The organism is Bdellovibrio sp. HCB2-146, from assembly GCF_047345725.1.
Taxonomy (GTDB): domain Bacteria; phylum Bdellovibrionota; class Bdellovibrionia; order Bdellovibrionales; family Bdellovibrionaceae; genus Bdellovibrio.
This window is the reverse complement of sequence record NZ_JBLEQP010000002.1, coordinates 1,059,753-1,076,561: the sequence shown is the minus strand read 5'-3', so window position 1 is coordinate 1,076,561 and position 16,809 is coordinate 1,059,753. Positions and strand designations below refer to the sequence as shown.

Annotated in this window: 14 protein-coding genes; 9 read left to right on the top strand and 5 right to left on the bottom strand. The window is 44.5% G+C overall.

The window, feature by feature from the left end; translation table 11 throughout:
• Positions 1 to 49 precede the first annotated feature (49 nt).
• The 4 genes from ACLWOR_RS16080 to ACLWOR_RS16065 are packed head-to-tail and all read right to left on the bottom strand — an operon-like array spanning position 50 to position 7,124.
• Complete coding sequence (locus ACLWOR_RS16080; protein ID WP_413941815.1) at positions 50 to 448, bottom strand: nuclear transport factor 2 family protein; 399 nt, start codon at positions 446 to 448, stop codon at positions 50 to 52.
• Between the two features lie 11 nt (positions 449 to 459).
• Positions 460 to 5,145: a serine hydrolase gene (locus tag ACLWOR_RS16075; protein ID WP_413941814.1), complete on the bottom strand. Its 4,686-nt coding sequence runs from the start codon at positions 5,143 to 5,145 to the stop codon at positions 460 to 462.
• A gap of 20 nt (positions 5,146 to 5,165) precedes the next feature.
• A complete protein-coding gene (gene uraH / locus ACLWOR_RS16070) occupies positions 5,166 to 5,489 on the bottom strand; it encodes a hydroxyisourate hydrolase (RefSeq protein ID WP_413941813.1) in 324 nt (107 codons plus the stop codon).
• A 12-nt stretch (positions 5,490 to 5,501) separates the two neighbouring features.
• Entirely contained in the window at positions 5,502 to 7,124 is a 1,623-nt protein-coding gene (locus ACLWOR_RS16065) for a urate hydroxylase PuuD (RefSeq protein ID WP_413941812.1), read from the bottom strand.
• A 304-nt stretch (positions 7,125 to 7,428) separates the two neighbouring features.
• Here ACLWOR_RS16065 and ACLWOR_RS16060 point away from each other — a divergent pair, with 304 nt between their 5' ends.
• The 6 genes from ACLWOR_RS16060 (at position 7,429) to ACLWOR_RS16035 (ending at position 12,110) form a co-directional block, all read left to right on the top strand.
• Positions 7,429 to 7,575, top strand: a complete 147-nt coding sequence (locus tag ACLWOR_RS16060) for a hypothetical protein (RefSeq protein ID WP_413941811.1) — start codon at positions 7,429 to 7,431, stop codon at positions 7,573 to 7,575.
• Between the two features lie 56 nt (positions 7,576 to 7,631).
• Positions 7,632 to 8,210 (top strand): 2OG-Fe(II) oxygenase, encoded by a 579-nt coding sequence (locus ACLWOR_RS16055; protein ID WP_413941810.1) that lies wholly within the window; start codon positions 7,632 to 7,634, stop codon positions 8,208 to 8,210.
• Positions 8,211 to 8,212: 2 nt separating this feature from the next.
• Positions 8,213 to 9,553 carry a hypothetical protein gene (locus ACLWOR_RS16050; protein WP_413941809.1) on the top strand — a complete coding sequence of 447 codons (1,341 nt, stop codon included), beginning with the start codon at positions 8,213 to 8,215 and terminating at the stop codon, positions 9,551 to 9,553.
• A 169-nt stretch (positions 9,554 to 9,722) separates the two neighbouring features.
• A complete protein-coding gene (locus ACLWOR_RS16045; RefSeq protein WP_413941808.1) occupies positions 9,723 to 10,295 on the top strand; it encodes a hypothetical protein in 573 nt (190 codons plus the stop codon).
• Positions 10,292 to 11,104, top strand: coding sequence for a TIGR02147 family protein (locus ACLWOR_RS16040; RefSeq protein WP_413941807.1), 813 nt, complete (start codon positions 10,292 to 10,294; stop codon positions 11,102 to 11,104). The genes ACLWOR_RS16045 and ACLWOR_RS16040 overlap by 4 nt, the downstream gene beginning before the upstream one ends.
• Positions 11,082 to 12,110, top strand: a complete 1,029-nt coding sequence (locus ACLWOR_RS16035) for a hypothetical protein (protein ID WP_413941806.1) — start codon at positions 11,082 to 11,084, stop codon at positions 12,108 to 12,110. The genes ACLWOR_RS16040 and ACLWOR_RS16035 overlap by 23 nt, the downstream gene beginning before the upstream one ends.
• Before the next feature lie 10 nt (positions 12,111 to 12,120).
• Here ACLWOR_RS16035 and ACLWOR_RS16030 read toward each other — a convergent pair whose 3' ends face one another.
• Positions 12,121 to 13,488, bottom strand: coding sequence for an alpha/beta fold hydrolase (locus tag ACLWOR_RS16030; RefSeq protein WP_413941805.1), 1,368 nt, complete (start codon positions 13,486 to 13,488; stop codon positions 12,121 to 12,123).
• Positions 13,489 to 13,824: 336 nt separating this feature from the next.
• Between ACLWOR_RS16030 and ygiD the strand changes: the two genes are divergently transcribed.
• From ygiD to ACLWOR_RS16015, 3 genes are all read left to right on the top strand, one after another.
• Positions 13,825 to 14,640: a 4,5-DOPA dioxygenase extradiol gene (gene ygiD, locus ACLWOR_RS16025; RefSeq protein ID WP_413941804.1), complete on the top strand. Its 816-nt coding sequence runs from the start codon at positions 13,825 to 13,827 to the stop codon at positions 14,638 to 14,640.
• A 7-nt stretch (positions 14,641 to 14,647) separates the two neighbouring features.
• Positions 14,648 to 15,304 carry an alpha/beta hydrolase gene (locus tag ACLWOR_RS16020; RefSeq protein WP_413941803.1) on the top strand — a complete coding sequence of 219 codons (657 nt, stop codon included), beginning with the start codon at positions 14,648 to 14,650 and terminating at the stop codon, positions 15,302 to 15,304.
• Between the two features lie 167 nt (positions 15,305 to 15,471).
• Positions 15,472 to 16,767, top strand: coding sequence for a hypothetical protein (locus ACLWOR_RS16015; protein ID WP_413941802.1), 1,296 nt, complete (start codon positions 15,472 to 15,474; stop codon positions 16,765 to 16,767).
• Positions 16,768 to 16,809 lie beyond the last annotated feature (42 nt).

Genomic DNA, 16,809 nt, shown 5'->3' with positions numbered 1-16,809 from the left:
TCAGGATGTTTATCAACAGAGCTGGACCATTTTGAATAGGATATTTTTCTTACGTGTTGGCTGAAATAGCAGCCCACTTAAACGCTTTTTCTTTACTCCCAAAGGTATGAAACTCCGTCACGAGTCCGTCTTTCACGACAAATCCATCTGCGATCTTTGCATCAATCCAGTTCGTCTCATTTTTTAGACGAACGTGCACATGAACGGTCACAACAACTTTATTCCCATTGGTGAAAAACTCGATAGGTTCGCAGGCTCCCTCGGCCCAAGAGCTTGTGCCTTTGATGATGTGGGGCCGCATTTCTGCATGACCTCGGTAAGTTCCGGCTCCCGGGAAATCTTCGTCTTCTTTGCGAAGGATATTGGCGTCTAGAAGCTTCATCATCCCGTCGACGTCGGCGCGATTAAGACACGAATAAACTTGCTTGATGACGTCAATATCTTGCATCTGTAGCTCCTTTATCCTTGGTGAGTTGCATACGCTTTTACGCGATTGATTCCGCCGTCTGGGTGGGCCGTTACTTTTAGCTGTGACAGAACTGATTTCTCAGTGATGTCGAAAACGATTTTGTTCGCGGCATAGCCTTTAACATTCATTTTCTCAACTAATGGAATCCATTTATCATCAGCGAGTCCGTGAATGGAAAGTTCAAGCGGACTGTTATTCACAAAGTATGTGAAATCCAATTCCAAACGATTCAAGCGCGAAGCTTTACCAAGTCCAATGATCACTTCTTCAAAGTGGCCAGGTTTACGACTGCGTGAGGTTTCCATTCCGTCAAACATATGAAGAGGTGGGAATGGAGAGATTACCTGAATTGCCGGGCCATAGTGTTCGTTTGTGGCTTTGATGATTTTTCCGCCAAAGGCTGAGCTTGCCACATCCACTTCAGAGCCTGGTTTTAGTTTGGACCAGTTTGTTTTGATATTTGTTTCGGTTGCTTCGTATTTCGGAGCGAGCGATTTAATTGTCTGAGGAATCACGTCATCAAAACGCACACTCTTGGCTTCGTTAGCCGGCAAGAATTTGGCTTTCTCAGCTTGCGGTAAAGTTTCATCAAAAAGATGCAAACGAGAAATACCGCCGTCTGGGAAATTGGAAACTTTGATCTGACTAAAGATCGTAGAGCCCGTCGTTGTTTTCATTGCCTTATAAGAATGACCTTCAAGAGCCGTTTTAGGAATGATGTCTTGCCATTCTTTGGTTTGAACATTCAAGCCTTCAATGCGAGTGAACTGGGCTTGATTGCCCAGGTGGTATTTCGTTGAGACACCGACATAGTTTATTGCTGAAGGTTTCTTCAGCTCGAAAATCATTTCATCAGCAGGCTTTTGATTGTGGCGGACTGTTTCCCAGCTATCCATGATTTTACCCTGACGACCGAAAAGGCCTGGGTCAAAAAGCGGGAGGTGATCAGACAGTAAATTTTCCGCTCGGGCAAAAAGCTGATTGGTGGCTTCTAAAACTTTTCCGCCCACAGCCAAATTGTACTGAGCTAATGGATCCAAAGGTCCTTTTTCGATAATCTCTTCTGGAAGGTCTGCTGCAAACGCATTAAAGATCAAATCGCGATAGCCAATGTTTACGACTTCTTCTTGCGAAAGGTCAGCTGTTACAAAAGTCTTTTTAAAGAGCTTCGTATCAATGCCTTCCATTTTAAATTCAGAAAGCAGAGCTTGTGCAACTTCAGAAATAAAGAGCACGCCATTAAGTTCCGCATTGCAAAGAATCGTAAAGCCTAATCCCGTCGATGGGCCATTGTAACAATGAACAAACAGGCAGCGGAAACCTTCGTTTGCACCTTGATGGATCATCAAGCGATTGGGACCAGCTTCAGCAGTGAAAACTCCAAGACCCATCTTTGTGCCCATAAATTTTTTGCAGCCCTTATCAGAGCCAAAGAGCATTTGCACAGCCGTATCGTGAGAGATAATTCCCGCACCTTCTGGTTGATGGAAAGCTTTCGTAAGCTGAGCTAAGAAGCTCGACATATCACTTGCCGTCCCCATCGCGCCCGCAGCGAAAGCTGGGAACATATAACGTGTGCCTGGAACCTCTTTGCCATCAATTTGATAGCCGTGAGCGTACTCAACATTTGGTAAGTTCTTTTGTTCGAATGAGAAGTTCTTAAGACCCAATTGATCCAAGAACGGACGGGTCAAAGATTGAATGCTTTGTTTTTCTAAAGATTCAATCAAATGCTCAAGCACGATAAAGCCCGCACCTGAGTATTGGAACTTCGCATTTGGTTCATTGATCACACCAACTTGAGGAAGAACTGTTGTCAACGCTGGCATTGGTTCATTTGCTGGAGTGCCACTTACATAGTGCATATTTAAAGCACTGTGAGACATAAGATTTGCAATCGTGACTTGATCAGCCCACTGCGGATTCGCTGCATCAAGTGATTTTAAGCGGAAGCTAGAATCTGTCTTTGCCAAAAGCTGATTCACAGAAGTATTGAGTGGAATCTTCTTTTTACGGAAATACTCAATCGCAAAACAGCTCCCCACTGTTTTGCTGAGTGAAGCTAGTTCAAACCAAGTTTTAGTCGAAGCTTCACCTAAGGCAAAGCTTTGCATCGAATCAGCACCCGTTGAAATCGCAATCTGTGCGCCATGAACTTTGTGCTTTTTAAGCATGGCTGCAAAGTCTTCATGCAAGTGATTTAAGGGATGTGCTGTAAAGCGCTTCTTCGTGATTTCCCAAAGAGCGGTACGAGCATTCTCCAATTCTTGCGCTTGAGAGTTATTCATTCGTTTAGTTAAAGCCGCTAAAAGCTCTTTCCCAGTTTTCCCTTGCGCGGAAATCAAAAATTTCATCCCGAACTTTTCGCGATAGGCTTTACCAAGAGTGGCGAGCTGTTCTTTAATTGCCGCTTCTTCGTTAAATACCAAGGCTTGTTCTGTAGAAGCCATGCTGTCTAAAGTTTTTTTGCTTTCACCGATATCTCCGTGGAAGCTTGCGGCTTCCAAGATCTCAGGCAGGGTGAATTTTCTGATAGCTTGTTCAGCTTGTGCAGTATCCACCGTCAAGTTTTTGGCCATCAAGCTTGCAAATGACTGCGTTCCGCACATAGAGAAATAATAATTAAATCTCTCAATGTGGGCTTTCATTTGGTATTTCACCGGATCAATTGCCGTAACCTTGGCCCAAGGGTTGTCACTGTTGCGGATTGATTCAACCGTAAACGGCAATAACAACTCTGAAGCAAACTCAACCGGCTTATCACTCGTCATCAAAAGAACCATCAAGTTAAACGCAATTGGATACCACTTCTCAGTGCGAGCATCCCATTTCACTTGAGCGATTTTTTTAGAATCAGAAAGGTCCTTACGGATAAAGTGCAATTCTTCATGCGCAATTTTTAAAAACTCTTCAACAGAGAAGCGCCCGTGATTCAGTTCATGCCACACTTCCCAACGCGAACGTTCAGCTGTTGCTAAATCATCCATCACGCGGGCAGGGATACCATCGATTTGCGTTGGCAAAGCCACACAGCCATTACCCGAGAGCCAGTCCGTCAGATATTGCAACGATTGGAAAACGTTATAGCGAATTTCTTCAGGATGGTTATTGGCGATAAAAGTCGATTCCTTAATATCGGCAACGAGGAGTGAGCGCTGATACAAAGGATCTTTAATATCCAAGCCCTTAAGGTCAGGCCCATTTATAAAGCCCATGATCTCCGCGTGATATTTTTTATCAAGCAGCGAAGTCACCATAGCCTCAAGTTTGCTTTTGTCACCAGCTTGATGGAATTTCCAAGCTTCAATCATCGCAAGACCCAAACGAATAAAGTCCGGATGCGCGACCCAGAAACCAGAAAGATTTCTTTTAAGCTGTGTGATCACGTCTTTAAAAAATCCTCTGAGGGTAATTTGGAAAGAAGGACTGGCAAGATCCGTATCGATCGGCAAAATGCCATACATGCCACCGATTTTAATTCCACCACGAGAACCGACAACATCCGCCAGCAAGTCGTGCGAGCCTTTGATGTATTTAATAACGATATTAGGATCCGCTTTCACAGGAATGCGATAGTTGGCGTCTTCTTTAAATAAACGCGCTGTCGATCCCAAATAGTCATGCCAGCCCAAAGAAGCACCGGCAAAGTACGGATAAAGCTCATCCATGATTTCATTGACACGGAATACGGCACGAGGATTTTCAAGAACGATCAACAGGCGAACAGAGCCCACCTTGTAAGAAGCATCCATCTTATGCAGCATTTTTTCCGCAGTCTCGATCATGATACGGATATAGCGAGCTTCTTCTTCAGTTTCGAGTTTAGGAACATAGAAAGCCAACGCTTCCGGATTTTGCCAATTTCTAAACATATGTAGAGCAAAGTCATACATATGCAGCGGCAACGGATTGCCATTATAAAACAAGAACAAACATGGCAAAGCCAGTCCCGGGAAACGTTTAATTGGCAGCGCCAAATGGTCTTCGGCAAGTTTGTATTCTTTATTTGTTTTAGGATCAGTAAACGAAATCGTTTTCTCAAAACACTCTGTCAAATTCACACCAGCGGAAACTAAATCCTGATGCAAGGGAGTTTTCGAGTCCTCATCATCGGCACCCCATTTTGGAGTACTGGTGTGAGTTTTTAAAAGTTCTTCAACGATAGCGGGTTCATTTTTAAGTTTACGATGATAGGCATTCATCGCATTCACTGAAAGTTTCGCATCATCTGGAGGACCAAACAAAGTCACATGATGACCTTGCAAGTATTTAGGAATCTCTGCAATCGGAGACCCGCCACCTGGTTTGCAGTAAAATTCATTCTTAGGCCCAATCACGATACGGCCTTGAGCATCCTCTTGGCCGATCAGGGTATGATAGCGTTCTTCTAAGAAATCAATACCAAGTGACTTGTTCAGTTCAAAGCAAGCGCGCGTTCTTTGATCGATAAACTTACGATCGGCGATTCTTTGCTCAAGGACTTTATTAAGTTCAGCTTTGGTCGCCTCATAAAGCTCGCACAGAAATTTCAGAGACGCTGTCGTTTCAAGACCACCCAGTTTTCCAACATGCGTAAGTCCGGGAACCCCCGGGACTGCTTGGCTTTCGGAAGCCAGTTGTTTCAGAAGATTTTCAGAGATGTAGTCTTGATAGTAGGGGATGTCTCTTTTTTTCATAGGCTTTGCGGGCAGGTGCCTTAGCTTCCTCTGTAAGTTGAGTAACCAAATGGGTTCAATAAGAGCGGCACGTGATATTTGCGGTTCGTATCAGCCACTTTAAAGATCACCGGAGTATTCATAAAGAACGACTCACGGCCGTTCTTTTTAAAATACTCTTCGATTGAAAAAATAATGCGATAAACGCCGGGTTGATTTTTGCAATCAAAAGCAAAGCGGCCGTCAGCGTTAGTACTCCCAGCGCTGAGATCTTTCCAAGTATTGCCGTCTTGAATTTGCAACATGACGGCGACGGCTTCCGCTGGTTTTCCGATGCTAGTGTCTAGGATATGTGTGCTGATCATGTTGCAAGTCCTTTATTTTTTAGTGAACTCAAATTCTAAATCGATTTTGCTATCGGCCGCAATGGTGATTTCTTTGGTTTGTGTGCCAAAGATCTCATGCCAGAGCTCAAGCGTGTAAGTTCCTGGCGGCAGATCTTTGATCGCGAATTCACCTTTATCGTTCGTAAGGCTAAAGAACGGATTGTCCATGACCGCGATATAGCCGCTCATCCAAGGATGCACGCTGCATTTAGCCTGGACAAAGACTTCGGGCTTATTAAAGACCTTAGTGATTTTGTCGTTTTTATTCGGCATCGCCTCATTGAAAGTCGCGTTGTTATTGGCAATTGTTCTGACGTTATGGAAAAGGGCATCGCTATTTAAGAACTCAACCTTTTGGCCCACGCGAGTGGTCGCAATACGAGGCTCATACAAGCAACCGATTTGGTCCATCACCACAGGCTCTGAAGGAATATCCGTGTAAGTACGACCTTCAAGACCTTTCACTACACGGATAAGCACGTTTTTAAGTCGGCCATCGTTGACGATGACTTCGTTTGAGTAAGCATTGCCTTTGTAGTGAGTCGCACAAGCAAAAGGTAAAAGCAGCTGTTCGCCTTGCGGGACGGCACCTACGAACTTCACAATACCTTTTACTTCCGTTTTTGCATTTGGATCAGCAGGAACTGTTGCTGAAGCAGCTTTGGGAGCTTCCGTGTGCGTAGCTTCGGCGACATTGGTGTCACCCGTGTTTTCACGAGTAAAGATCACCAGCGCCAAAATCATTGCGACACCAAGCGCACCAAAAGTTTTCGAGCGCTTTGGATTTTTCAAACGCACCACAAAGAATTCACGAATCGCAGCACCCGCAGCGCAGATCACAAGCAAGATGATCCAGTTCCACTTATTCCCGTAAGTTGAAGAGAAGTGGTTGCTCATCATGATGAAAATCACCGGCAGAGTGAAATACGTGTTGTGAGTGGAGCGGTTTTTAGCATTCTTGCCCCAGTCTTGATTTACGGCTTCACCTTTTTTAGATGCTTCCACCATTTTTACTTGGCGAGGAATGATGCGAAGGAAAACGTTTGCTGTCATCCAAGTGCCAAGCATTGCGCCGATGTGGATGTAAGCCGCGCGTCCACTCAAAGTGTGGCACAAGAAATAAGCCATGCCTGCAAGCCACGAGAGCGTGAGCACATGACCGACGATAGGTTTATCTTTCGTTAATTTTGTCTCCCACAGAAAGTCATAGAAAAGCCAAGAAACGACGATAGAGCCAACGCCGATCGCAACTGCTTCCCAGTAGGTCGTTCCTGAAACCGAAGAGTCGAGCAGGAATGTTCCGCTGCCTGTGTAGAAGATCGCGATAAGGAGGAACACGCCACTCATCCAAGTCCAATAAGATTCCCATTTGAACCAGTGAAGTTGTTCTGGAACTTTGGTTGGGCCCATTTGCATTTTTTCGACGTGATAGAAACCGCCACCATGAACCATCCATAGATCGCCGACGTGACCAGGGTTTTTAGAATTTTGATTGAATTCAAAAGTGCGATCGAGCCACATGAAGAAAATCGAAGTGCCGATCCAAGTGATACCGACTGTGATGTGGAGCCAACGAGCAAGAAGCAAAATCCACTCATAGATTTCTTGATTCATGAATAAGTCCCCTATAATCAAAAAATGTTGAGGGGAGATTAGAGCACTAACTCAATAGCGTGTAAAGCGCTCTGGGAGCGGCAATTGAGGGCAAGTGAGCGCAGAGTTAAAGTCCGCAAGTTGGCAGATTATGGGGGTGGTGATTACGTCCGAATTCTCATCGTTAAATCTCAAAAATAAGAAATTTCCGGCCTCAACGGACGTTAAAACGAATATATCCATGAATGGTACGCGCGAACTCATGTGTCCGTCTTTGCAATAGGTCCCTGCAACGGCCAATCACGGCCAAAACAAGGAGCTAACCATGAACCAAAATATTTCCTTCGTAGAGTCAGTAATTGCATTTCGTAAAGGCAGCAACGCACAAGGCGTTCGCATGGACCTTAAACCAAATGAAATTCCAGCGGAGATCATCGCGATGATTCCGCAAAAGAAAAAAGCAGCGAAGTAAATCGCACTCTGAAGAAGCTGAGGGCAACCCCTCAGCTTTTTCTTTTTGGGGACGTTATGAATTCAGAATTCTTGTTAAATAAAACTCAGGTACAAAAGTTTCAGAAGCCGTGGGATCACTATGTGATTGAAAACTTCTTGCCACATGACGAGTTTGCGCAAGTTCAAAAGGCACTGTGCAAAGTCGAAGATGGTTTCCATCAACGAGACGATGATCCGTTTGAGCTGAATTTCAAGTTTTTACCGAATCTAGATTTGGCGAAATTCTTTTTAAGTCCTGACTTTCAGAAATTTCTAGAGCGTACCACTGGAAAGAATCTTGAGATTTACCCGGGTGGACTTGTTCAGCTCCGTTTGATGACTCCCGAGTCACCAGCGATGCCACCTCACGTGGACGACCAAGACGAGCGCTCATTGGTGTGTCTTTGGTACTTGTCTGATTGGATGGAAGGACGAGGTGGAGAGTTGAATCTATTAACTTCTAAAACGGGTCATCCATCGGAAGGAAAAATCATCGCTCCTGTGGCGAATCGAATGGTTCTATTTTTCTCTGATGATTGTAACTGGCACAGCGTAAATAAAGTTGAAAATTGGAAACGTTATTCCGTCATTTCCGAATGGATTGTGAAAGGTTAATTATGAAATCGCACTCTTGGCAGTATGTAGATAAGAAGAAATTGGTTCCGCTTTTGTTTCTGGCGGGAGTTCAGCAGGGTCTTACTGCGCTTGGAACGTATGCCTTGATCAAAGCGGGATATTCAGTCGGCGTCGGGCAGATGTTTTTGTTCTGGATTGCAATTGCTTTGGCTACGCAATTCTTAAGTCCGATGGTTTCGGTTTTAGTACGACCATTGGAAATCAAATTGACCTTTGCCGCTTACAAAAAGTTCTTAGATCAAAAGCTTTTCTTCAAAGCGGGGAATCCCTCTATCTGGGCACAGAAAAACAAAAAAGAAGTTTTTTTGGCTTCAATAGGAGGAGAAACCGATTCGTATCTCGGTGCAATTTTATTTGTTGTGCTTGATGTGTTTTCATTTTTTCTATCTCTTGTTCTTGGAGTTCTGGTTCTAGGAGCCACTTTGGATGTGTCCTTTGTTCCGGCTTTTATCGTGGCTGGTGTTTTAAGTTACGTGATTTATAGTTATTCGCAAAAGTATGTCGTTCGAAAGAATAACGAAGAGCAAGAGGCTCGCACGGACCTTGGAAGTTTTCTTTTGCAATCGTGGGAAAATATCTTTTTTAAAAATAAGAGCGTAATTCGTGGCTATGTAGAGTGTCTGAACATAAAGTTTAAAAAAGCAGAACGAAATTCTGTTCAAGCGACGTTTTGGAACGAAAGCATGGTTGCGATTCTTAGTACGGCGACTGCGATTCCAGTCTTTGTTGCGATTTTTTGGATGGTTTCAAGAGACCTTAATAACACGGCAGCCCTTACGGCTTTGCTGGTGACGATTCCTCGTCAGATAAATCTCTTGGCGACCTTTCGCAATATGTTCCAGAGCGTGGCTTCTTTAATCGCGTTTGAATCGAAGTTTGAAACTTTGATTAAGAATGCTTCGTTAGAATCCGAAGATTTGCTTCCTCGTATTACGTTTCAAGATATTTCGGCAGATCAATTGGATGCCGATGTCATCACAGGTGTTATGAAAGCTACTAAAGGACGCATCACTGTGAGAGGAAAAAATGGAGCCGGAAAGTCAACTCTGTTGCTGCACTTGAATGATGCTCTAGATAACTCGTTTTACCTTCCGGCCCATCCACAGTTCTTCAATCAAGAAGGCGAGCAAGGGGAATCAACAGGTCAAAAAGTAATGCGCCATCTTGAGTCTCTTGTACGAAGCGACGCCCAGCACATACTTTTGGATGAGTGGGATGCGAATTTGGACAGTGCGAACTTAGCCAAGGCCAACAAGTTGATTGATTTGTTAAGTGAATCCAAAGTCGTCCTTGAAGTCCGCCATCGAAGCCAGGGTTCGTAATACCGCTGCGGTTCCTGAAGAATTAGTAGGTAAGGGAGCTGTTGCGCTCCGCGCCATGATTACAAATGTAATCATTTTGAAGTCCCGACCCCTTGGCAAACGGTCTCTGTTAATGAATAGTGGGCTCATCAATATTGATGCTCACTTTTAAAAATTAACGGAGACTCAAATGAAATTACTCATCCCAGTTTTGCTTCTATTTGCAAGTTCTGCCCAAGCTCTTGAGGCGGATCGTTTTGAATGTAAAGTTACCCTTAAAGACTACGAGACCAACCAAGTTGTTGAACAAGTTCAAGAGTTCGATATGGCTCGCCAATCTTTGTCAGCTAGTCCCTCTCCTGATGTTCGTATGACGGCGGCTCGCACGACAATGCAAGCGTCCTTAGAACGCAAAGATACGATTGTGAAAACCAACATCGCTTTTTACTACAAGCACGCTGTGAAACTGGATGCCACTGGAAAACCCGTCGATGCTCGCCAGTTTGCATGTGTGGGAATCTCACTTGGCAAGTGCACAAAGCATGGTAGTCCAAAATGCGGCGACTCTGATACACCACAGGTAATTTGTAAAGAGCCGCGTGATCCGTTTGATTCAGCGACGGGATGGACACCAACAAAACTTATTGATGGTGTCCCGATGTTTACTGATCGTGGATCGGGTGATGCAACGGCTGAGACTACCGATGGCACATCACGTGTCGTGACGATCTTTAGCTGTAAATACAAAGGGACCTACTGGTGATTTCTCGTCCCGTTGTCTTTGACTACGCGGTTCCTGTTGAATTCCTAAAGGCGCTTCTGACTTATCATAAAGCGACAAGCTCCTTTAGTCTTCGTCAGCGAACTGCGAAAGCTCAAACTCTTTCACAAGCTCTGGTGTCGCAGATCTTAAATGGTCGTCGGCAATTAACCCGGGATAATTTCCCGCCGTTGGCTGCGATTTTGAAACTTACAAAGATCGAGCAAGACTACATCGAAAAGCAGCTTTTGGGTGTCACGCCCAAAGTGCGTGATGAAGAAAAGAATGAAGTGGCTGCGAAGCGTGAGCCTAAGAATCATCTTTTGGTGGATTGGTTAAATCCTTACGTGAAGGATTTAGTGAATCTTAGAGGATTTGATCTGGAGCCCACGCATTTACATCGCATGCTTTCGGGGATTGCGTCGCCAGAGAGAATTAAAAAGACCACTGACTTTCTTTTACGTGAAGGATTTTGGCGCCGAACTCCAGAGGGAAAAATTGTTCCTGAAGAGGCGGCAGTGACAACAAGCAACGGGATTCCCAATGAAAATATCAGGACGTTTCATAAGAAAGCGCTAGAAATCGCGCAACGTGGAATTTCAGCCCTTCCGACCCATCGTCGCAAGGCCTCAACGGTTTTAGTATCCGTTGATAAAAACAAAATGGATGAGCTGCGAAGTCTCGTGGATTCCTTTCAACAACAGCTTTTAGATTTTGTTGAAAAGAACCCCGATGGCAAAGACAACCTTGTGCAGGTCGCCATCCATTTGACACCAATAGGATCGCTCCATGAAGAAGATGTTCAAGTTTAAAACGTTTTTCTTAGGGCTCAGTCTGTGTATCTCCTCGGGAGCTTTTGCTTCGGGAACTATCGTTGGCAATGGCGGAGATCCAATCTTTGCCTTTATGCGCGCAACTCGCGACTCAATGGTTGATACCGTAAAGCTCATTGTGACCCAACCGGCGATTGCAAAAGAGTTTTGCATTCTTAAAAATTTAAGCACAGAGCAAATTGAGTTCTGTCGTAAATTCTTTTTTGAAGTCGCTCCACAGATTTTGCGATTAAGCCAAGGCCAGGGACAAATTCCGTTTGTTCTAAGAGAAGAGCCATTGCATGTGTTAGGTCCTGACGGAAAACCGATGATCGTTTCTGCGAGAACAGAATTGGGGCCAGCAGGTGCAATAGAAATCCATCGTGACTCTGTCAAAACAATGGCGCCTTCACAGGTTTTATTTTTGATCGTGCATGAGTTTGAGCACAAAGTGTTATTCGAAGGACGTTCTGTCACTGATAATGAAGTGATGAGTCCCTTCGCTTCCGGTCGGGATTTGTTAGATGCCGTGGCATCAGCAGTCGTGGCTGTGGCAAAGAAAAAAGGCATGGTGGGGAGTCAGTTCGGTATTCGCGATATTTTCCAATGTATCGCAAGCTCAGGAGCCACACAGTTTGGAGCGCAGCTATTGAGTAGCCGTCTGTTCCAATCAGAAGACCTGATGTCTTACGAAACAAGCGTTGGACGGAACCCAACAGATGGTTCGATCTTTTTCCGCGAAGATTTTGAGACGGTGATTCGTTTAAAATTCACAATTGTTGAACCAAATAACTGCGGCGAAGCAGATCCACGCAGACAAACAATCGTGCAGGTATTGCGTTCGCAAGCAGGTCTTGGAAAAAATCAGTCCGAACAAGTCTTAAGCGAAGTTCGATTGGATAAAAACCCCATGTGCCCACAAGCGGATTCAAGCTTAAGTATTTCCTATAAAGACTTAAAGTTTTCGTGCAACTACTTTGGCTCAGAGGGAACGACCGCTCTTTAGAGCAGCTTTGTTACTTCCACTTCTGCAGGCCGGCCCATTTGTGCTCGGTTGTTGTTATATCATTCAGCTGAGCTTGCGTCATGGGTTCTCCACGCACGGCTGTCATGAAAAGATCTGTGTATGCAGCAGGACAACCGTTCTCTTCACGGTTCAAGCAAGAGGCCATCGGTGAATGCCCGTGCTTAGTCACAAGAATGAGCTGGGCGTTGCCTTTTGCGGCTTGCTCATAGTGGCGAATCGCATTTGGGGGAGCTGTTGCACCATCTGTCGTACCTTGGAAATACGTTGTCGGTACTTTTACCGGATAGTTTTTCGCAGAGTACATTTTAATTTTTGCTGTTGTGAAGTTCTTAAGAGTCAAACACACGCTGCCAAAACCTGTTTGCGCTGGAATGAATTTTCCCTCTTTTGTTAAGATAGAGCCAAACGTTGCTTCAGGATGCATTCTGGAAAGTTCTTTACAAGCGATTTGATGAAAGAAGTAGCCTCCATAGTAGATGGATTCCGTAAAAAGAAATTGCTCGCGACTGAAAATCGGGTTGCTGGCTTTGGGATCAAAAGTATCAATAAACTCGTTCAAGCCTCTTATAAGTTGTGGCTCGTAATTCCTATCATACATTGCGGTTTGGGCCAGAGCTGAAAGCCACGTGTCGGGAACATCTTCGCGGGCTGTGAATTTTTGAATCTTGTCCTTCTGTTCATCAGAAAGATCGCGATAAAAGCTATTCAAAAGTTTGCGGCGATGAGCATTGGCCCAAAGATCTTCAGACCCGTCAAAGACAACCCCTTCGAGGATAAGGTTGTTTGTGAGTTGCGGATACTTACTGGCAAAGATCGTCGCGACAACAGTTCCATAGGAGTGACCGTAAGCCGTTACTTTTTTGATGTTCAGTTTTTTCAAAATAGCAACAGCATCGGCAGCGACAAACTCAGAAGTGAAGTAGTCGGTGTTTTGCAATTGTTCGAGAGTGTCAGGTTTTGAAAAACCAGTTCCACGTTGGTCGAAATAGAGGAAATTGACTTCCTTCAAGTTTTCGTACTGAGAGGAGTACCAAGAGTTGCCGCCGGGGCCGCCATAAAAAAACAACACGGTTGGTTTCTTCGGATCAAAATTGGGCGACAGGCGATAGTAAACCGACATCGCACCGTCAGAAGTTTTTTTGTAGTTCAATGGAACTCGCAAAAATTCACCTTTGATTTTAAGTGGGTAAGCCTTCCCATCTGGACTTTTCATCACGTGGTCATAGAGCTCTTGGGCCGAACGATACTGGTCGTGGACGAGAATTTGTGGGGCTTGCTGAGTTTGAGGAGCCTGAGTTGTCTGTGAGAACGAGCTGCTAGCGACTGCGAAAGTTAACAACGTGAACAACGATTTCATAACCTGCCCTATTGTGAGAAGGCTCAGTTATAGCGTTCGGATGACGTCTTTTCAAATCGGGTCAGAGGATGTTTACTTAAATGCAGAAATGACTAAATTTTGGTCACGTTTTGAGAGGGAAAAGTTCTGGTTTTCTGTCAGATACGCTAGGACTGGATTGAGAGCGAAAGATTGTTTCAATTATGGAACAGTCTTATGCAGATATGACTACTACCGCAACAATCATAAAAGGCCGACAATTATTTAATGAGTCGTAAGCCTTTTTCATTCAATCGTAGATCCTTTCTGCTTGCAGGAGGATCATTGCTAGCCGGGTTCGAGCTCTGGAGATTAATTATGCCACAAGATCTAAAATTAAATTCGAAATACGATGGCGACAAAATGCCGGTGATCTTTGTTGGTCATGGCAGCCCGATGAATGCAATTCAAGACAATCCATTTACGGCAAGCTTGGCAAAGCTCGCAACAGATATCGCTGTACCAAAAGCGATCTTGGTGGTGTCTGCGCATTGGTTAAGTCGTGGCACCTGGGTGACTCGGACAGAGAGCCCTCGCACCATTCATGACTTCCGCGGGTTTCCGCAAGAATTGTTTAACGTCGAATATCCTGCTCCGGGAAATCCGGAACTGGCTCAACACATTCAAACTCTTTCTACGACACCACCTATTCAAGGTGATGATGGTGGATGGGGATTGGATCATGGGACATGGGCGGTTTTGCGCAAAATGTATCCCGAAGCAAAAATTCCTGTGTTGCAGTTAAGCATTGATATGACTCAGCCACCGGAATTTCACCTTGAAATGGGTCGCAAGATCAAATCGTTGCGTGAACAAGGTGTGTTGATTGTCGGTAGTGGCAATATTGTGCACAACTTGCGTGCCATGGATTGGGATAAGCAATTGCAAGGTTATGATTGGGCCATTGAGTTTGATCAGTGGTCGAAATCCAAACTTGTCGATCGTGACTTTAAGGCATTGACGAATGATTTTATGAATACGGAAGCAGGTCGTTTGAGTATCCCGACTCCGGATCATTATTATCCAATGCTTTATATCTTGGGAGCAGCCGATGCTAAAGAAAACTTGGACTTCCAGTTTGAAGGTTATGACATGGGTTCTATTTCTATGCGCGGCTTTAGCTTTGGGAAGTAGGTCCTTTATGAAAGAAGAAAGTACTCTCGAATACATCTACATTCCGGCAAAGGAAAAGACTGGAGAGAAATCTCCAGTCTTGATAGCCCTTCACGGCGTTGGATCTAACGAAAAGGATCTTGCGAATTTTGCGGCGTCGTTAAATCCTAAATTGGCGGTCATTAGTTTACGTGCTCCACTTAAGCTGGGAATAGAGAGCTTTGCGTGGTTTCACGTGCGCTTTACTTCTGAGGGCCCCAATCACAATCGCGCAGAGGCAGAAGAGTCTCGTTTGGCTATTCGCAAGTTTATTGCAAGTCTTAAGGACCATCTCGAAATCGATAGCTCAAAAATTTTCCTTTTAGGATTTAGCCAAGGCACGATCATGAGTTTGTCGCTTGCACTGACCGAACCAGAACTTGTAAAAGGTGTCATTGGCATTGGCGGTCGCACACTTCAAGAAATTTCAGCGCAAGCACGCGAGCGTTCTTACCACGTCAGTCCGAAGGTTTTATTGATCCACGGTAAAAACGACAACAAGTTGCCGTATTTTCATGCAGAGGCGTCGGCAGAGACCTTGAAACAAGCAAAATTTGATTATGAATTAAAATCCTATGATGCTGGTCACGAAATCACGACTGAAATGGCGGAAGATATTCGTGCATGGCTTGTGCAAAATATTTAATTTAAGATTTTGGCTGCTTTGCTTAGGACTCACGCATTTTCTCAAAGTCTTGAATAGAATTTCAGCAATTCAAAATAAAACTCAAATTCTTCTCGAGAAGCGAAATTTCTCAAGTGGAATTTTACTGCCGATTCATTTAGCAATCTCTTGTTTTTGATACCGACCTCTTGAGCGTTCGTGGTAATCCATTCGTCCCTATGCACCTTGATGTTTTCAACGTTGATGAAGGATCTCTGGATCCAAGTTCGCCGCGTGGTCTTTCCGTGGTGGATGATTATAATATACGCAAAGACCTCTTTTCAGCATCGTCCAATTTGCTGGCAAAAATTCGCAAGCTTGAAAAAGATCATGCTGATTTTTTGCGCTGGGATCAGATCGTCTATCAAGAATGGTACAACGTTACTTTCCGTAAAGAACTTGAAGCCGGGGGGTTGCTCGAAAAGCGTCATCACGTTTTGTCGACTTTTCAAGTGCATTTAAATCATGTCGCGACCACTGCAGACGTTTCCCTTGAGCGCGCCTATCATATGCTGAAGGAAGAAGAAATTCAGTATCAAGCGGGTGATGAGGCCTGGAAATTTGTCATTGAGAAACTCCGCCACAATCGTTTTGAAAGTGCCACTAAATCTCAATCGCCATCAAGGACTCGTGCATCTTCCGAGCAAGTTATTCCTGAAGCCACGGTCGATTTTGCAGATATCTTTTTTAAAGATGACTCGGCATTAAGCGGCCTTAAACGTCGTGCACGCTCCGTCTATCACTACTTAAATGATATTGATGATCACATGATGGCGCGCCATATGTCCGTGCCTGCAGCGGGATATCAACTTTTTAAAGAAACGTTTCAGATCGCGATGAAGTGTGGGGACTGGAAACTTTTAGGCCGTATATGGAAAACTGCAAGCCCCGTGTATCAACAAAAGTTTTTGCGAAACATGCCGGTGCATTTGAAAGATTTCTTGCAACAGGTCATCGCTGAAAATCTTGAAGAAGAAGCAATTGAAAACGAGCAAGCAGAGTCCGAAAATCTTTTGCGCTCGACCTATCGTCGCCTGGCGCGTTTACTTCATCCAGATACCCATACAGCTGAAACCTCTATGGAGCATCAGGACTGGGCCTCTATTAAATGGCAACGCGTGCAGGACGCTTATAAAGCTAAAGATCATGAAGCTTTAAAACGCATTGAGATTTTGTGCATGGCTGAGCAGGGGCAATTGAACAACATGACGACTGATGAAATTTATCAGAGCTCGTTGATACTCGCGCAAGAGTTAGACGCACTTAAAGACAGTTTGCGTACATCAAGAAAGCATCCAGCATGGAAGTTCTCAAGTCGCCGCCGCTATGATGTCTTGGCAAAAATCATTCGCAAGGAGCTGGAAGCTCGTTATGCTCCTCTTGAAGAAGAAGTAAAAGCTATGGAGCTTGAGCTTCAGAAATATGCTGAAGCTCAAGCAACATAAGTTGACAGTGCTTCTTGCCACGCCTGCTTTTTAAAAGTTTAA